Here is a 17,382-nt window from a genome sequence, read left to right as displayed (position 1 = left end):
AGCCTCCGTGTCTGATAAGGATACGGAGGCTTTGTTCGTTTATATACCTCCGGAACTGCTCCCCTTAATCCCTGTCATGCGTTGTTGCATACGTATTTTTCTGCTTCTTTTGTCATTCTTTTGTTATCATTACAGAACAAAGTTGGTGTAAAATGAGTTTTTTTTGGAAGAGCAAGAACTTTTCTTCCTTTCTTTCTATTCAATATCAAATGGATTTTTGTAAATTTGGCGTGAATCTAATAGGAAGGGAAAAAATCACGCAATTAATATTGTAATATAAATCATATAATAACTCCTGCAAATATGGAAAACAAGATTCAAGAGCTGACCGATAAGATCTACCGCGAAGGCGTAGAGAAAGGAAACGAAGAGGCACAGAAACTTATCGCAAAAGCTCAGGAAGAAGCCAAGAGAATTATAGAGGATGCTCACAAGGAAGCGGATTCTATCGTGGCTACCGCTCATAAGTCTGCCGATGAACTGGCAGAGAATACAAAATCTGAATTAAAGTTGTTTGCCGGTCAGGCTGTGAATGCTCTGAAGTCCGAAATCGCTACGTTGGTGACGGACAACATTGTGAATGCCGATGTAAAGGCATTTGCTGCAAACAAGGATTATCTTAATGCCTTCATCGTTGCATTGGCGTCCAAATGGAGTGTGAACGAACCAATCGTTATCTCTACTGCCGATGCGGAAGGCTTGACAAAATATTTCGCAGCGAAGGCGAAAGACCTGCTGGACAAGGGTGTGAAGATTGAGCAAGTGAATGGCATCAAAACCTTGTTCTCCGTATCGCCTGCCGATGGTTCGTACAAGGTGAACTTCGGCGAAGAAGAATTTATGAATTACTTCAAGGAATTCCTGCGTCCGCAATTAGTGGAAATGCTGTTCTAAAAACTCCCACAGGATTATGAGTAAATACTATTACTTGGTAGCCGGTTTGCCTGAACTTACTCTGGAAGACAGTAAACTGAGCTATACAGTAGCCGATTTCAAGACGGAACTATATCCTGCCTTGTCGGAAGATGATAAAAAGTTGATAGATTTGTTTTATCTGAAATTCGATAATGCGAATGTCTTGAAACTATTGAAGGATAAGGATGCTGCCATCGACCCGCGCGGAAACTATTCGTCGGAGGAACTGGTGGAATATATCTCACAACTGAAGGATGGCGACGAAGTCTCTGACAGTGTATTCCCATCTTATCTCTCTACGTTCATTTCCGAATACTTCAGCCTGCCTGCCGAGGACGGTTTCTTGTATGAAGACCGCCTGGCAGCGCTCTATTACGCCTATGCTATGGAATCCAGGAATCAGTTTGTGTCTTCCTGGTTTGGCTTCAACCTCACTCTCAATAATATATTGGTGGCGCTCACAGCACGTAAGTTCAAGCTGGACATTGCTCCGCTGATTGTGGGTGATACGGAAGTGTGCGAGGCTCTGCGTACTTCCAATGCCCGTGACTTCGGTCTGGGTACTGAGGTGGATTATCTGGAGCAGCTGGTGAAAATCAGTGAGACGGAGGAACTGGTGGACCGGGAAAAGAAACTGGACCAGCTTCGCTGGGACTGGATGGAGGAGGCCACATTCTTCGATTACTTTACCGTGGAACGTCTGTTTGTCTTCCTGCTACAGCTGGAGATGATAGAACGGTGGATTTCGTTGGATAAAGAGAAGGGTAACCAACTGTTCCGCAGCATTATCGCTGCCTTGAAAGACGAGGTGCAGATACCCGCAGAATTCAGATAAAATAAACAACTAAAAATATATGGCAACAAAAGGAACTGTTAGTGGCGTAATAGCCAACATGGTGACCCTCGTCGTCGACGGACCGGTAGCGCAGAATGAGATTTGTTATATCTCGACCGGAGGAGACAAGTTGATGGCGGAGGTGATTAAGGTAGTAGGTACCCAGGTCTACGTGCAGGTATTTGAGAGTACCCGCGGACTGAAAGTGGGGGCCGAAGCTGAGTTTACCGGACATATGCTCGAAGTAACACTGGGGCCCGGTATGCTTTCGAAGAACTACGACGGTCTGCAAAACGACCTCGATAAGATGGACGGTGTTTTCTTGAAACGCGGGCAATATACCTATCCGCTGGATAAAGGAAGCAAATGGCATTTTGTGCCTTTGGCAAAGGTGGGCGACCAAGTGGAAGCCGCTGCCTGGCTGGGACAAGTGGACGAAAACTTCCAACCTCTGAAAATCATGGTGCCTTTTGAACAGAAAGGTGTGTGCACCGTGAAATCCATTGCAAAGGAAGGTGATTACAGCATTGAGGATACCATTGCAGTGCTGACGGATAGCGAAGGTAATGACATCCGGGTGAACATGATACAGAAATGGCCCGTGAAGCGCGCCATGACCAACTATAAGGAAAAACCGCGTCCTTTCAAATTGCTGGAAACCGGTGTGCGTGTAATCGACACCGTAAACCCGATTGTGGAAGGTGGTACGGGTTTTATCCCCGGTCCGTTCGGTACTGGAAAAACGGTGCTTCAGCATGCCATTTCAAAACAAGCGGAAGCGGACATCGTAATCATCGCTGCCTGCGGTGAGCGTGCCAACGAGGTTGTGGAAATCTTTACAGAATTCCCCGAATTGGTTGACCCGCATACGGGACGGAAGCTGATGGAACGTACGATTATCATTGCCAATACTTCGAACATGCCGGTGGCTGCCCGTGAGGCATCTGTCTACACGGCTATGACGATTGCAGAATACTACCGAAGCATGGGATTGAAGGTACTGCTGATGGCGGACTCCACTTCACGTTGGGCGCAGGCATTGCGCGAGATGTCCAACCGTATGGAGGAGTTGCCCGGTCCCGATGCCTTCCCGATGGACTTGTCCTCCATCATCTCCAACTTCTACGGCCGTGCGGGTTATGTGAAGCTGAACAACGGCGAGTCCGGTTCCATTACTTTCATCGGTACGGTATCGCCTGCCGGTGGTAACTTGAAGGAGCCGGTAACCGAGAATACGAAGAAGGTGGCACGCTGCTTCTATGCCCTTGAGCAAGACCGTGCCGACAAGAAGCGTTATCCTGCCGTAAACCCGATTGACTCGTATTCCAAATATATAGAATACCCTGAATTTGAAGAGTATATCACCAAGCACATCAACGGTGAGTGGATTGGCAAGGTGAATGAAATCAAGACCCGTTTGCAGCGTGGTAAGGAGATTGCCGAGCAAATCAACATCTTGGGTGACGACGGTGTGCCCGTAGAGTATCACGTGACTTTCTGGAAATCGGAATTGATTGACTTCGTTATTCTGCAGCAGGATGCCTTTGATGAAATTGATGCCGTGACCCCGATGGAGCGTCAGGAGGAGATTCTGAATATGGTAATAGAAATCTGTCATACAGAATTTGAGTTCGACAACTTCAACGAAGTAATGGATTACTTCAAGAAAATGATTAACATCTGTAAGCAGATGAACTACTCGAAGTTTAAGTCGGAAGAATACGACAAGTTCCATAAGCAGTTGCAGGAACTGGTTGAGGAACGTAAAGCCTAAGGATGTACTATGTGACTATTTACAATTTACTATTTGCCTTGCGGATGCAGGTGTACGGAGGTTGTAGATAGGAAAATAGTAGAATAGGATGGCAGAGATTTAAATAGTAAATAGTAAATTGCTAAATTGTAAATAAATAGATGGCAACAAAAGCATTTCAAAAAATATATACCAAGATTACTCAGATTACGAAAGCTACGTGTTCGCTGAAGGCAACCGGAGTGGGGTATGACGAGTTGGCGACCGTAAACGGCAAGCTGGCCCAGGTGGTGAAGATTGCCGGCGACGAAGTGACTTTGCAGGTGTTTGAGGGTACGGAAGGTATTCCCACCAATGCAGAGGTAGTATTCTTGGGCAAGGCTCCTACAATCAAAGTGAGCGAGCAGCTTGCCGGACGCTTCTTCAACGCCTTTGGCGACCCCATCGACGGTGGTCCGGCCATTGAAGGCGAGGAGGTGGAAATTGGCGGTCCATCCGTGAATCCGGTGCGCCGTAAGCAGCCCTCGGAACTGATTGCAACCGGTATTGCAGGTATCGACTTGAACAATACGCTGGTGTCCGGACAGAAGATTCCGTTCTTTGCCGACCCCGACCAGCCCTTCAACCAGGTGATGGCGAATGTGGCTCTGCGTGCGGAGACTGACAAGATTATCCTTGGCGGTATGGGTATGACGAACGATGATTACCTTTACTTCAAGAACGTATTCTCCAATGCCGGTGCGCTCGACCGTATCGTCAGCTTTATGAATACCACCGAGAATCCTCCGGTAGAGCGTCTGCTGATTCCGGATATGGCACTGACGGCGGCCGAGTATTTTGCTGTAAACAATAATGAAAAGGTGCTGGTGCTGCTGACGGATATGACTTCCTACGCCGATGCGCTCGCCATCGTGTCCAACCGTATGGACCAGATTCCTTCGAAGGACTCCATGCCGGGTTCCCTTTATTCGGACTTGGCGAAGATATACGAAAAGGCGGTGCAGTTCCCAAGCGGCGGTTCCATCACGATTATTGCGGTGACGACTCTGTCCGGTGGCGACATTACGCATGCCGTGCCCGACAATACGGGTTATATCACGGAAGGCCAGTTGTTCCTCCGTCGTGACAGCGACATCGGTAAGGTTATCGTTGACCCGTTCCGTTCCTTGTCCCGTCTGAAACAGCTTGTTACGGGCAAAAAGACACGTAAGGACCATCCGCAGGTGATGAATGCCGCCGTACGTCTGTACGCCGATGCCGCCAACGCCAAAACCAAGCTTGAAAACGGTTTCGACCTGACGAACTACGACGAACGTACCCTTGCCTTTGCCAAGGACTACTCCAACCAGCTACTGGCCATCGATGTCAACCTCGATACCACAGAGATGCTCGATGTGGCATGGAGTCTGTTCGGCAAGTATTTCCGTCCGGAAGAGGTGAATATCAAGAAAGAGCTTGTGGACCAGTTCTGGCCGAAAGCAAACTAAATAAATGTACGATTAGACGATTTACGGTTTACGATTGATATTACTGAAATTGTAAATCTGTAAATTGAGAAATTGAGTAGCTTCAGTCGTCTAATCGTAAATCGTTAAATCGTAAATAAAATGGCTATTAAGTTTCAATATAACAAAACCTCGCTTCAGCAACTCGAAAAGCAACTGAAGGTGCGCGTGCGTACACTCCCCATTATTAAGAATAAGGAGAGTGCCCTGCGTATGGAAGTGAAGCGCTGCAAGGGAGACGCTGCCGCGTTGGACGCGAGGTTGGAAAAGGAAATCCAAGCTTACGAAGCCATGTTCGCCCTTTGGAATGAGTTCGACGCTTCATTGATAAAGGTCAGCGATGTTCATCTCGGTGTAAAGAAGATTGCCGGTGTACGGGTGCCGTTGCTCGAGAATGTAGATTTCGAGATACGCCCTTACAGCTTGTTCAATGCGCCCAAATGGTATGCAGACGGGCTGCATTTGCTTAAGTCACTGGCACATACTGCCATCGAGCGTGAATTTACTGTTGCCAAGTTGAACTTGTTGGAACATGCGCGTAAAAAGACCACCCAGAAGGTGAATCTTTTTGAGAAAGTACAGATTCCGGGTTATCAGGATGCTCTGCGCAAAATCAAGCGGTTTATGGAAGACGAGGAGAACCTTTCCAAGTCATCGCAGAAAATCATGAAATCCCATCAGGAGAAAAGGAAGGAGGCAGAGGCATGATTACGAAAATGAAGAAGCTCACGTTCCTTGTGTATCATAAGGAGTACGAAGCATTTCTGGCACAAATCCGGGAACTGGGCGTGGTGCACGTTGTGGAAAGGCAGTGCGGCGAGATGGACGACACCTTGCAGCAATTCATGCAGAAGCGTACGCTCTACAAGAATATGCTTCAGAGCATGCACACCCTGGCAGACAAACAGCCGGAAGAAAAGGTGCATAAAGAGTTGTCGGCCGATGCTCTGGTGAAATTCTACGAGGACTTGCAGGCGCGGATACAAGACTTGAACCAGCAGATTCCCGCCATCGACAAGGATGTGGCGCAGATGGAAGTCTGGGGCGATTTCGATTGGAGAGCCATCCGCAAGCTGGAAGATGCTGGTTGGTTCGTGCAGTTCTATACCTGCCCGGAGAAAGACTATAACGAAGCGTGGGCAGAGGACTACAATGCCATCGTGGTGAAAGAGAACGGCGGACATCTTTATTTCGTGACCGTCACTCCCCAACCGGTAGAACTGGATGTGGAACCGCTCCGTCTGCCTTCACTCAGCCTCTCCGAACTGAGCCGGAAGAAAGCCGATACGGAAGAGGCCCTTGTGCAGGCACATGCCGGATTGAAAGAATTCTGCAAAGCGAATTACTGCACGTTGGAGAAGTACAACCTACAGCTCCAGGAAGAGATAGACCTGCTGAAAGTCAAGCTGAACAGCGAACATATGGCAGAAGGTGCCGTAGTGTTGATGGAAGGCTGGATTCCCGAAGACTGCGAGGCGGATGTGAGGAAACTTCTCGATGAAAGCGGCACTTATTATGAGATAAGGGCTGCCAAGCGCGAGGACAATGCTCCCATCAAGCTGAAAAACAACGCCTATACACGCATGTACGAAGTGCTTACCAAAATGTACGGTATGCCCGAATATGCCGAGTTCGACCCGACACCGATACTTGCGCCATTCTTCTCGCTCTTCTTTGCTTTCTGTATGGGAGATGCGGGCTACGGTCTGGTACTGATTGCACTCGGGTTCATTTTGAAAAGGAAGATGTCCAAGTCCATGAAAGGCATGATGAACCTGGTGATTACGTTGGGTATATTTACGTCCGTCATCGGTGCCATATTGGGAACCTTCTTCGGTGTAAGCCTCTTTGACCTGGAGATACCCGCCAAACTGAAGGAATTCATGATTGTGGGTAAGATAGGTGAGACTACCTATGACAAGCAAATGCTGCTGGCGTTGATTATCGGTGCGGTGCACATCTGCATTGCCATGACGGTGAAGGCCGTGGGACAGACCGTTCGTTTCGGCTTCAAGGAGTCGCTCAGTGCTTGGGGATGGCTGTTGCTGGTGGTGGGATTTATCTGCACCGGCGGACTTTCCTTCTTCAAAATAATTTCGGAAGACGTGTCTACGTGGGCATTTATCGTGATTGGCGGTGTTTCTGCCATCGGTATCTACCTGCTGAACAATATCCACCGGAATGTATTTGTCAACATCGGTGCCGGAGTATGGGATACCTATAACATGGCAACCGGATTGATGGGCGATATACTTTCCTACATCCGTCTCTATGCCCTCGGCTTGGCAGGCGGTATGCTTGGAGGCGTGTTCAACCAGCTTGCCTTCATGGTGAACGATGCTGCAGGTCCGGCCCTGGGATGGCTGTTCTGCGGTCTGATACTGATATTCGGGCATACGCTGAACATTGCCATGTCTTGTCTGAGTGCCTTTGTACACCCGCTCCGTCTGACATTTGTGGAATACTTCAAGAATTCCGGTTACGAAGGTAAGGGCGAAGCCTATAAACCTTTTACAGTAGTAAAGAAATAAACAAATTAAAAAACAAATAAAAATAGAAACATTATGAATGAAATTTTAGGTTATCTCGGTCTGGGCCTGATGTTGGCCCTTGCAGGAATTGGCAGTTGCTTCGGTACAACTATCGCCGGTAGTGCGGCAGAAGGTGCGTTGAAGAAAGACCCTTCCAAGTCAGCAAGTTATATGATTTTGTCGGCCCTTCCGGCTACGCAGGGACTTTACGGCTTCGTGGCTTTCCTGATGTCCATGGGCAGGGATTTTGCTACGGACGGCCCTTTGATGCTGGGCATCGGACTGGGTGTGGGGCTGGTATGCCTGTTCTCCGCTATCCGTCAGGGACAGATTTGTGCTAGCGGTATTGTGGGTATTTCCCAGGGACACGACGTACAGACCAATACAATGATTTACGCCGCGCTTCCTGAATTCTACGCTATTTTGGCGCTGGTAGCTGCATTGATGGTATAATCCGGATTATAAGAAAATAAACCCCAGGGATTTACAATTGAAATCCCTGGGGTTTTTTGTTTAAATTCCTGGGGCTTCAACTGAAAACTCCAGGAATTCTTTTTTGAAACTTCGGGAATTTTAGACGAAAAATGCATGGATGGGCGAGCCAATGGGGCTTTTGTGGCTAAACTATGACATTCCGCAAACGATTGTTTATGCATATTTAATCAGTTTTTTCGATTAAAAGGCTATTTTTCAAAGAATAATACGTACTTTTGCAGCCGTAATTAAGATAAAGAGATTATAACATAATATGACTAAAGAACTACTTACCCCCGATTACATCTTCGAAGCGAGTTGGGAAGTGTGTAATAAAGTAGGCGGTATCTATACAGTTTTGTCTACAAGGGCAAATACTTTACAGACTAAATTTCGCGATAGATTATTCTTTATAGGGCCGGATTTCTGGCAGGGAAAAGAGAACCCTTTGTTCATTGAGTCTGATAACCTTTGTGCAGCGTGGAAAAAACATGCAGCGTTGAAAGACAATCTTTCCGTCCGCGTAGGTCGCTGGAACATTCCGGGAGAACCTATTGTTATATTGGTTGATTTCCAACCGTTCTTTGCAGAAAAAAATGAGATTTATACAGAAATGTGGAACCGCTATCAGGTGGATTCACTGCATGGATATGGTGATTATGACGAAGCATCCATGTTTGCTTTCGCTACCGGCAAGGTGATAGAGAGCTTCTATCGCTATAATTTGACGGAAACGGACAAAGTGGTGTTCCAGGCACACGAGTGGATGACCGGCATGGCCGCCCTCTATCTTCAGTCTGCCGTTCCCGAGATAGGGACTATCTTCACCACCCATGCCACGTCCATCGGCCGCTCCATAGCTGGCAACAACAAGCCGCTTTACGATTATCTTTTCGCCTACAACGGCGACCAGATGGCGGAGGAGCTGAACATGCAGTCCAAACATTCCATTGAAAAGCAGACGGCCCACTATGTGGACTGTTTCACCACTGTGAGCGAAATCACAAACAACGAATGCAGGGAATTGCTTGACAAGCCTGCGGATGTTGTGCTGATGAACGGTTTTGAAGATGATTTTGTACCGAAAGGCGCCACCTTTACCGGCAAGCGCAAACGTGCCCGTTCCACCATGCTGCGTGTGGCAAACTGCCTGCTGGGTGAGGACTTGGGCGACGATACGCTGATTATCGGTACCAGCGGACGCTATGAGTTCAAAAATAAGGGTATCGATGTGTTCCTGGAATCATTGAACCGGCTGAACCGCGATAAAGATTTAAAGAAGAAAGTATTGGCGTTTGTCAACGTGCCCAGCTGGGTGGGAGACCCCCGCGAGGACTTGCAGAAGCGCTTGAAGAGCAAAGATAAGTTCACCGAACCGTTGCAGTGTCCTTTCATCACCCACTGGCTGCACAATATGACGCACGACCAGGTGCTGGATATGCTGAAATACCTCGGTATGGGCAATCGTCCCGAAGATAAGGTGAAAGTAATTTTTGTACCTTGCTATCAGGATGGTCACGATGGCATCCTCAACAAGCATTATTATGACTTGATTTTAGGCGAGGACCTCAGTGTCTATCCGTCCTATTATGAACCGTGGGGATATACCCCGCTGGAGAGCGTGGCTTTCCGGGTGCCTACCATCACCACCGACCTTGCCGGTTTCGGACTTTGGGTGAACAGCCTGAAAAACCAGCATGGCATAAACGACGGAGTGGAAGTGCTGCACCGTTCGGACTATAACTATTCCGAAGTGGCAGACGGCATCAAGGACACCGTAGCCTTGTTCTCTACCAAGACGGAAGCCGAAATCAAGGAAATACGCAAGCGTGCAGGCCAGGTGGCAGAGCAGGCTTTGTGGAAGCACTTTATACAATATTATTACGAGGCTTACGACATTGCACTGCGCAATGCCATGAAGCGTCAACTAAAATAAAAGAATTATTAATCAATTAGTTATCATACAATGAAGATTAAAGTTAGTAATGTAAACACTCCTAACTGGAAAGATGTGAATGTGAAATCGCACATTCCCGCCGAACTGGAGAAACTGTCTGAACTGGCACATAACATCTGGTGGGCATGGAATTATGAAGCCACCGAACTGTTCAGAGACCTTGACCCTGCTCTCTGGAAAGAAGTGGGACAGAACCCCGTACTTCTGCTGGAACGTATGAGTTATGCTAAACTCGAGGCACTCGCAAATGACAAAGTTATTCTGCGCAGAATGGATGACGTATACTCCAAGTTCCGCACATACATGGATGTGAAGCCTGACAGCAAGCGCCCGTCCGTGGCTTATTTCAGTATGGAGTATGGTTTGAGCCATGTACTTAAGATATATTCCGGCGGTCTGGGTGTACTTGCCGGTGACTACCTGAAAGAAGCTTCCGATAGCAACGCCGACTTGTGTGCAATCGGTTTCCTGTACCGCTACGGTTACTTTACACAAACATTGTCTATGGACGGCCAGCAGATTGCCAATTACGAGGCACAGAACTTTGGCCAGTTGCCCATCGACCGTGTATTGGATGAGAAGGGCGAGCAGATGGTAGTGGATGTTCCTTATCTGGACTACTACGTGCATGCTTATGTGTGGAGAGTGAACGTTGGACGTATCTCTCTCTATCTGCTTGATACTGATAATGAAATGAACAGCGAGTTCGACCGTTCCATCACTCACCAGCTGTATGGCGGTGACTGGGAAAACCGCTTGAAGCAGGAAATCCTGCTCGGTATCGGTGGTATTCTGACGCTGAAGAAGCTGGGCATCAAGAAAGATATCTATCACTGCAACGAAGGACATGCTGCTTTAATCAACGTACAGCGCATCTGTGACTACGTGGCCGAAGGTCTGACTTACGACCAGGCTATCGAGCTGGTACGTGCTTCTTCTCTCTATACTGTACATACTCCGGTTCCTGCCGGTCACGACTACTTCGACGAAGGCCTTTTCGGCAAGTACATGGGCGGCTATCCTTCAAGAATGGGTATCAGCTGGGACGACCTGATGGACCTCGGACGTAACAATCCGGGCGACAAGGGTGAACGTTTCTGTATGTCTGTATTCGCTTGCAACACTTCTCAGGAGGTGAACGGTGTGAGCTGGCTGCACGGAAAGGTTTCCCAGGAGATGTTCGCTTCCATCTGGAAGGGTTACTTCCCCGAAGAAAGCCATGTGGGCTACGTTACCAACGGTGTACACTTCCCCACTTGGAGCGCTACGGAGTGGAAACATCTCTATGCTGCGCATTTTGATGAGAACTTCCTCTACGACCAGTCCAACCCCAAGATTTGGGAGGCTATCTATAACGTGTCCGACGAAGAAATCTGGAAGACGCGCATGGTGATGAAGAACAAACTGATTGACTATGTTCGCAAGCAATACCGTGAAACTTGGTTGAAGAACCAGGGTGACCCTTCACGCATCGTTTCCCTGCTGGACAAAATCAATCCGAACGCTCTGCTGATAGGTTTCGGACGCCGTTTCGCTACCTACAAGCGTGCACACTTGCTGTTCACCGACCTCGACCGTCTGGCCAAGATTGTGAACAACCCCGACTATCCGGTACAGTTCCTCTTTACCGGTAAGGCTCACCCGCACGATGGTGCCGGCCAGGGCTTGATTAAGAGAATCATTGAGATTTCCCGTCGTCCGGAGTTCCTGGGCAAGATTATCTTCCTGGAAAATTATGACATGCAGTTGGCACGTCGCCTCGTTTCAGGTGTGGATATCTGGCTGAACACTCCGACACGTCCGCTCGAAGCATCCGGTACTTCCGGCGAAAAGGCGTTGATGAACGGTGTTGTAAACTTCTCCGTACTCGACGGCTGGTGGTTGGAAGGCTATCGTGAAGGTGCCGGTTGGGCATTGACCGAAAAGCGTACTTACCAGAACCAGGAACATCAGGACCAGCTCGATGCCGCTACTATCTACAGCATTCTTGAGCAAGAAATTCTGCCGTTGTTCTATGCACGCAACAAGAAGGGATATTCTGAAGGTTGGGTGAAGACTATCAAGAACTCCATCGCACAGATTGCTCCCCACTATACAATGAAGCGTCAGCTGGATGACTATTACGACAAGTTCTACATCAAGGAGGCCAAACGTTTCAAGATGCTGGCTGCCGACGGTTGTGCCAAGGCTAAGGAAATAGCTGCTTGGAAGGAAGAAGTTGCCGAGAAGTGGGACAGCATTGAAGTGGTGTCTTGCGAAAAGACCGAAGACCTGGTGAAAGGCTCCATCGAGAGCGGTAAGGAATACACCATTACTTACGTTATCGACGAGAAGGGCTTGAACGATGCTATCGGTCTGGAACTGGTGACTACTTATACGGCTCAGGATGGCAAACAGCACGTTTATTCCGTAGAACCGTTCAATGTAGTGAAGAAAGAAGGTAACCTTTATACTTTCCAAGCTAAGCACAAGATGGAAAATGCGGGTAGCTTCAAGGTTTCTTACCGTATGTTCCCGAAGAATGCAGACCTGCCTCACCGTCAGGACTTCTGCTACGTTCGCTGGTTCGTATAAGAGCATAAAAAAGATAATGTGCCTGCGGATATGGCGGAACACATTATCTGTTCAGATAAAAGATATCATCTGCATGATGCAGGCAGACCATCCGTTTAAAGTAAACGGATGGTCTGTTTCTTTTCTAGAGCTTGCTTTTTATTTCGGCTGTCCAGGCGTCAATGCGTTCGGCGGTTTTGTTACTTTCGTTCACTTCGTCGAGGGGAAGTCCTACGAATGCACCGTCTACCACGGCGATGGAAGAGGAGAAGGAATACCCGTCCGTGCTGACTTTGTTGCCCAAGAAGGTACACCCGCTATCCTTCAGGTCCTCGTAGAGTACTCCGATGCCGTCGCAGAATGTGTCGCAGTAGGAGTCGGAGTCGCCGCAACCGAATAAGGCTACGAACTTCATGGAAAGGTCGGCGCTCTTCAGTACCTTTACGCCGTCATACCAGTCGTCCTGCAGTTCGCCGTCTCCCCAAGTGGAGGTACCTAGAACCAGCACTTCATATTCCTTGATTTTATCGGCGGTCATCTTGTCAACACTATGTACGTCGGTGGAGGAAACTCCCAACTTTTCGGCTATCTGGTTAGCCAACTCTTCGCAGGTTCCGGTACTGGAACCATAAAAAACACCAGTCTTTTTCATTGTAAATAAAGTGATTAAATTGTTTGCTGCAAAGTAAAGGCTTTGCCGGAGAACGTGAAATACCTACATGTAGGGCTTTTAGTGTTGTGCCGCTCCCCATTTCGGGTTAGCTTGTGGCGTGGTTTATAGAGGTCGCGGCTACCTACTAATTGGGATGGCAGACTCTCTTTTTGATGAAAAGTAGGTATTGCCGGATTGTTAAAAATGAAGGACATTTGTACCGGTAATAATAGACAAGTGTTTATGGTTAGATTCGTACATTCCACTCATTCGCAATTCCATCCTTCCGTGGCTGGTAAGTGGCTGGTGTGGGGGACTTTGATGATGCTTCTTGCGGGGGTGGCTATCATTGTTTTTTCGGTATTCTCGCATGATGCACTCGATGCGTGCTGTAATTGCATAATCTGTACTTTCAACCGTGTCCCGAAGGAAGGGGAATATTTGTATAACCGCTACCTGCCGGTCATCAGCATGGTGTGGGTGGCGTTTCTGATACTTTTGGTATATGTGGTCCGCTATTGCATGAACAAGAGGAGGTAGCCGGGTGTTCTATAGGTAAAACTGAAAGGAGACTATATGAAAAAGATTGTTTTGCTTCGCCACGGCGAGAGTGCATGGAATAAGGAAAACCGCTTCACGGGGTGGACGGATGTTGATTTGACAGAGAAAGGCGTTGCTGAAGCTGTAAGGGCGGGTGAGCTGCTGGCAGAAAAGGGATTCCGCTTCAAGAAGGCGTATACTTCCTATCTGAAGCGTGCCGTGAAGACACTGGATTGTGTGCTGGACCGCCTCGACCAGGACTGGATTCCGGTGGAGAAATCGTGGAGGTTGAATGAGAAACACTACGGCCAGTTGCAAGGGCTGAACAAGGCAGAGACGGCTGCCAAGTACGGTGACGAGCAGGTGTTGGTATGGCGCCGGAGCTTTGATGTGGCTCCGCATGCATTGGCCGAGGATGACCCGCGTAATCCGCGTTTTGAGGACCGTTATCAAGAAGTGCCCGATGCCGAACTGCCCCGTACGGAGTCGTTGAAAGATACGATTGAGCGTATCATGCCTTACTGGAAATGTGTCATCTTCCCGAATCTGAAGACGGCCGACGAATTGCTGGTAGTGGCTCATGGCAATAGCCTGCGGGGTATTATCAAGCATCTGAAGCATATTTCGGACGATGAAATTGTGCATCTGAACCTGCCTACGGCGGTGCCCTACGTCTTTGAGTTTGACGATGAGCTGAACTTGACGAAAGACTATTTCTTGGGTGATCCCGAGGAGATAAAGAAATTGATGGAGGCTGTGGCCAATCAGGGAAAGAAGAAATGATTTTGGCGCGCGGAAGCGCGCTATTTCTTTATCCTCTCATTCCATGGAGCAGCGTCATGCTGAGCAGTACCCCGACCACTATACAGATGAGGATAAGGAACCAGTTCATGAGCCGTGCGCCCAGCTTGGTTTCCTTGTGCAAGTTCTGTTCAAAGTAGTTCTTGAAGAACAGATAGATGGCAGGCACGGTGGCGCTTGCCAGTAGCAGGTCTTCGGGAATCTTGTAGATGTAGACTTTGGAAAAGGCGATGAGCGCCCAGTGGCAAAGGAACAGAATGACGAGCAGGTTGACCCTGCGCGAGAAAGCCAGCAGCAGCCCGATGGTGAAAACTGCTACCGAGCAGGGCATCACGGTGGTGGTCATCATGGGAAATTCCATTCCGCGTGCCCACGAAAGGAGCGGGTAGAGGAAAGGCATTGCATAGAGTACCCCCACCAGTACCTTGTATTTCGGGTTGCGCTCGAACGGAGTGTAGCCGGTAAACAAATCCCATAGCCACAACACTGCAATCACTCCCCAGAAGATGGCGAGTATATGGTGGTGTCCGCGCGCTCCGCAATACATCATGTAGTACACGATGGATATCCACCCGTTCAGAAATACCATGTAGATTTTCATGGAGCGTTTTGCCCATAAGGTCGGTTTCCGGTAGAGTTGCGTGGTGAGCAGGATACCTGCTGCGGTGATGAGGAGCTGTGTCCACCAGGTGGCCTCGTTGTATTGTGCGATAGTATTCCAGAATATTTCCATTTGTGTCCATTAAAAAAACGGCTGCAAAGGTAGAGTTTTCTGCCGAAAGAATGAAATCGTTTTCTACATTTTGCCTATCTTTGTGCCTCCAAAAAAATAGGTAAAAAGATTCATGGATAAGACTTTGACTGAACAAGAGATTGCCCTGCTGCGCAGGAAACTCGATTTATTGCTTCGTACCGGACAGCTGCTGGTGGAGAGTGCGGCTGATACGAACCGTGTTGTTCGTAACCTGAACCGTGTTGCCGCCTATCTGGGGCTGCCGGAAGAAAAGCTCCACATCGACGTAAGTTATACCATGCTGGTGGTGAATGTGAGCGACGGCCTGCATTCGTTCTCCAAATTCCAGAAATGTGAAAAGCATGGCATCAACATGACTGCCATTTCCGAAATCAGCAAACTGTCCTGGCGGGCTATTGAGAATGACTATTCCCTCGACCAGTATGAGGAGGAACTGGAAAGAATCAAAAACAAGAAGCGGAACTATGTGCCATACGTTGTTGCCATCGGTGCCGGCTTTGCCTGCGGAGGTTTCTGTAAACTGTTCGGTGGTGACTGGATGGCGTTTCTGTTTACCTCTATCTGCGCTTTTGCCGGCTTCCGCGTCCGTGCCCGTTGCATGGAGTTCGGCATCAATCACTATATGAGTATTGCCATTGCCGCATTGATTTCTACCTGTCTGGCCTATGTGTCTTCGTTTGCCGGGCTCTCGGAAACTCCCTATCATCCGTTGTTGGCGTGTGCACTGTTCATCGTTCCGGGGGTGCCGCTGATAAACTTTGTGGATGATATGATTGACAATTATATCCAGGTGGGCATTGTGCGGGCTGTGAATACGGTGCTGATGGTCTGTGCAATGGCCTTCGGCATTGTAATAGCCATGCGCCTGCTGACGGTGGAGGATGTCGTGATTGACAAGAAGTTCAGCGAATTGAGTATGGTGCCTCATGACAGTTATCTGGTGTATGCCATTGCGGCGGCGATAGCTGCCATGGGATTTTCCATGATATTCAACATACAGCGGCGCTTGTTGTGGGTTGTTGCGGTGGGCGGTATCATTGCCGTTTGTACGCGTAACTTTGTCAATTTCGAATTGGGTTACGGACCGGTGATAGGTTCGTTCATGGGCAGCATGGTTGTCAGCCTGATAGCCGTGAAGGCAGTGCATTGGTTCCATGTTCCCAATCATGTGCTGACGATTCCTTCTGTCATCCCGATGATTCCGGGAGTGCTGATGTATCGTGCACTTTTCGGGCTTATCAATATGCACGGTGTGGTAGGCGAGGTGACGGCGGTTGTTTCCAACGGCATCACGGCTTCACTGATTATTCTCTGCATAGCGCTGGGAGTGGCGGTGCCCAATATCTTTGCCCGCCGGTATATTGCCAAGGATAGGCAGCGCTTTCTTCAGGAGGAGCTGCAGAAGCGCAGGGAAAGAGGGAAATTTATAGAATGGTGATATAGGTGGAGGGTGTCAAAAAACTCTTAACACTTTCTTTTAGGCGCGGATTACGCGGATTTTACGGATTTTGTTTATTGAATCCGTGTTATTCCGTGTAATTCGCGCCTGATATTATAACATTATAAAAGTGCTCATATATTTTTGAAAACTTCTCTTCTTTTTTAAATGCCCTTTTTCGGATTATAGTGGTAAATGACGGTTTCGCCTTTTTGCAGGGATGTTTGTACGTCAATCAGACGCTGGTTGCGGCTTCCCCGGAAATAGAGTTCCTCATCCCTCAGTTCTTTCTTGAATTTGCCGTCCACCAGTACGTCGATGTACTTCAGCAGTTGGGCTTGGCGCGGGTTGCACAGTAGTTTTTCGAAAGTATAGCCCGTATAGCACCAGATGTTTTTCCGGCTCCGCTCCTTGATGGCATGTGCCAGTTGGGTGAATCCTTCCGGCTGGAACATCGGGTCTCCACCACTGAAGGTGACGTCTGCAAAGTTGTCGGCAAGGACTTTTTCCAGAATCTCTTCCGTACTCATCCAGTGCCCGCGGTTGATGTCCCACGACTCCGGATTGTGGCAACCGGGACAACCGTTGGGGCATCCGGCAGCATAAATGGCGGTCCGGAAGCCCGGACCGTCTACTGTGGTATCTTCTAAAATATCGAGAATAGAAAGCATGAG

15 protein-coding genes are annotated in these 17,382 nt (G+C 48.5%); 12 read left to right on the top strand and 3 right to left on the bottom strand.

Translation table 11 applies throughout. The annotated features are described in order from the left end of the window. Positions 1 to 303: 303 nt before the first annotated feature. The 9 genes from DW800_RS06475 (at position 304) to DW800_RS06430 (ending at position 12,544) form a co-directional block, all read left to right on the top strand. Entirely contained in the window at positions 304 to 894 is a 591-nt protein-coding gene (locus DW800_RS06475; protein ID WP_005827382.1) for a hypothetical protein, read from the top strand. A gap of 16 nt (positions 895 to 910) precedes the next feature. Further along, on the top strand, positions 911 to 1,750 hold the full coding sequence (locus tag DW800_RS06470; protein ID WP_005837370.1) for a DUF2764 domain-containing protein: 840 nt from the start codon (positions 911 to 913) through the stop codon (positions 1,748 to 1,750). A gap of 19 nt (positions 1,751 to 1,769) precedes the next feature. Continuing rightward, positions 1,770 to 3,524, top strand: coding sequence for a V-type ATP synthase subunit A (locus DW800_RS06465; RefSeq protein ID WP_005827385.1), 1,755 nt, complete (start codon positions 1,770 to 1,772; stop codon positions 3,522 to 3,524). Between the two features lie 140 nt (positions 3,525 to 3,664). Then, positions 3,665 to 4,990: a V-type ATP synthase subunit B gene (locus DW800_RS06460; protein ID WP_005827389.1), complete on the top strand. Its 1,326-nt coding sequence runs from the start codon at positions 3,665 to 3,667 to the stop codon at positions 4,988 to 4,990. Between the two features lie 120 nt (positions 4,991 to 5,110). Next, positions 5,111 to 5,716, top strand: a complete 606-nt coding sequence (locus tag DW800_RS06455) for a V-type ATP synthase subunit D (protein WP_005827391.1) — start codon at positions 5,111 to 5,113, stop codon at positions 5,714 to 5,716. Further along, positions 5,713 to 7,539: a V-type ATP synthase subunit I gene (locus DW800_RS06450; RefSeq protein WP_008664313.1), complete on the top strand. Its 1,827-nt coding sequence runs from the start codon at positions 5,713 to 5,715 to the stop codon at positions 7,537 to 7,539. The genes DW800_RS06455 and DW800_RS06450 overlap by 4 nt, the downstream gene beginning before the upstream one ends. Before the next feature lie 33 nt (positions 7,540 to 7,572). After that, complete coding sequence (locus tag DW800_RS06445) at positions 7,573 to 7,992, top strand: ATPase (protein ID WP_005827396.1); 420 nt, start codon at positions 7,573 to 7,575, stop codon at positions 7,990 to 7,992. A gap of 295 nt (positions 7,993 to 8,287) precedes the next feature. Beyond that, positions 8,288 to 9,949, top strand: a complete 1,662-nt coding sequence (locus tag DW800_RS06435) for a glycogen/starch synthase (protein ID WP_005827398.1) — start codon at positions 8,288 to 8,290, stop codon at positions 9,947 to 9,949. A 30-nt stretch (positions 9,950 to 9,979) separates the two neighbouring features. Further along, entirely contained in the window at positions 9,980 to 12,544 is a 2,565-nt protein-coding gene (locus tag DW800_RS06430; protein ID WP_005827401.1) for a glycosyltransferase family 1 protein, read from the top strand. A gap of 124 nt (positions 12,545 to 12,668) precedes the next feature. Here the strand turns inward: DW800_RS06430 and fldA are convergent, their stop codons facing one another. Next, positions 12,669 to 13,175: a flavodoxin FldA gene (fldA, locus tag DW800_RS06425; RefSeq protein WP_005827403.1), complete on the bottom strand. Its 507-nt coding sequence runs from the start codon at positions 13,173 to 13,175 to the stop codon at positions 12,669 to 12,671. Between the two features lie 243 nt (positions 13,176 to 13,418). Between fldA and DW800_RS06420 the strand changes: the two genes are divergently transcribed. Together DW800_RS06420 and gpmA are read left to right on the top strand one after the other, a co-directional pair. After that, entirely contained in the window at positions 13,419 to 13,715 is a 297-nt protein-coding gene (locus tag DW800_RS06420) for a hypothetical protein (RefSeq protein ID WP_005837364.1), read from the top strand. Positions 13,716 to 13,751: 36 nt separating this feature from the next. Further along, positions 13,752 to 14,498 (top strand): 2,3-diphosphoglycerate-dependent phosphoglycerate mutase, encoded by a 747-nt coding sequence (gene gpmA / locus DW800_RS06415; protein ID WP_005827407.1) that lies wholly within the window; start codon positions 13,752 to 13,754, stop codon positions 14,496 to 14,498. A 28-nt stretch (positions 14,499 to 14,526) separates the two neighbouring features. Here the strand turns inward: gpmA and DW800_RS06410 are convergent, their stop codons facing one another. Next, positions 14,527 to 15,249 carry a DUF6064 family protein gene (locus DW800_RS06410; RefSeq protein WP_005837362.1) on the bottom strand — a complete coding sequence of 241 codons (723 nt, stop codon included), beginning with the start codon at positions 15,247 to 15,249 and terminating at the stop codon, positions 14,527 to 14,529. A gap of 112 nt (positions 15,250 to 15,361) precedes the next feature. Here DW800_RS06410 and DW800_RS06405 point away from each other — a divergent pair, with 112 nt between their 5' ends. Beyond that, positions 15,362 to 16,708 (top strand): threonine/serine exporter ThrE family protein, encoded by a 1,347-nt coding sequence (locus DW800_RS06405; RefSeq protein ID WP_005827410.1) that lies wholly within the window; start codon positions 15,362 to 15,364, stop codon positions 16,706 to 16,708. Between the two features lie 164 nt (positions 16,709 to 16,872). Here DW800_RS06405 and nrdG read toward each other — a convergent pair whose 3' ends face one another. Continuing rightward, positions 16,873 to 17,379, bottom strand: a complete 507-nt coding sequence (gene nrdG, locus DW800_RS06400) for an anaerobic ribonucleoside-triphosphate reductase activating protein (RefSeq protein ID WP_022401184.1) — start codon at positions 17,377 to 17,379, stop codon at positions 16,873 to 16,875. Between the last annotated feature and the right edge of the window lie 3 nt (positions 17,380 to 17,382).

The organism is Bacteroides sp. AM32-11AC (genome assembly GCF_003603515.1).
GTDB lineage: Bacteria > Bacteroidota > Bacteroidia > Bacteroidales > Bacteroidaceae > Bacteroides > Bacteroides uniformis.
Note: the sequence above shows the minus strand (reverse complement) of the source record. Positions and strands in the feature narration are given on the sequence as shown.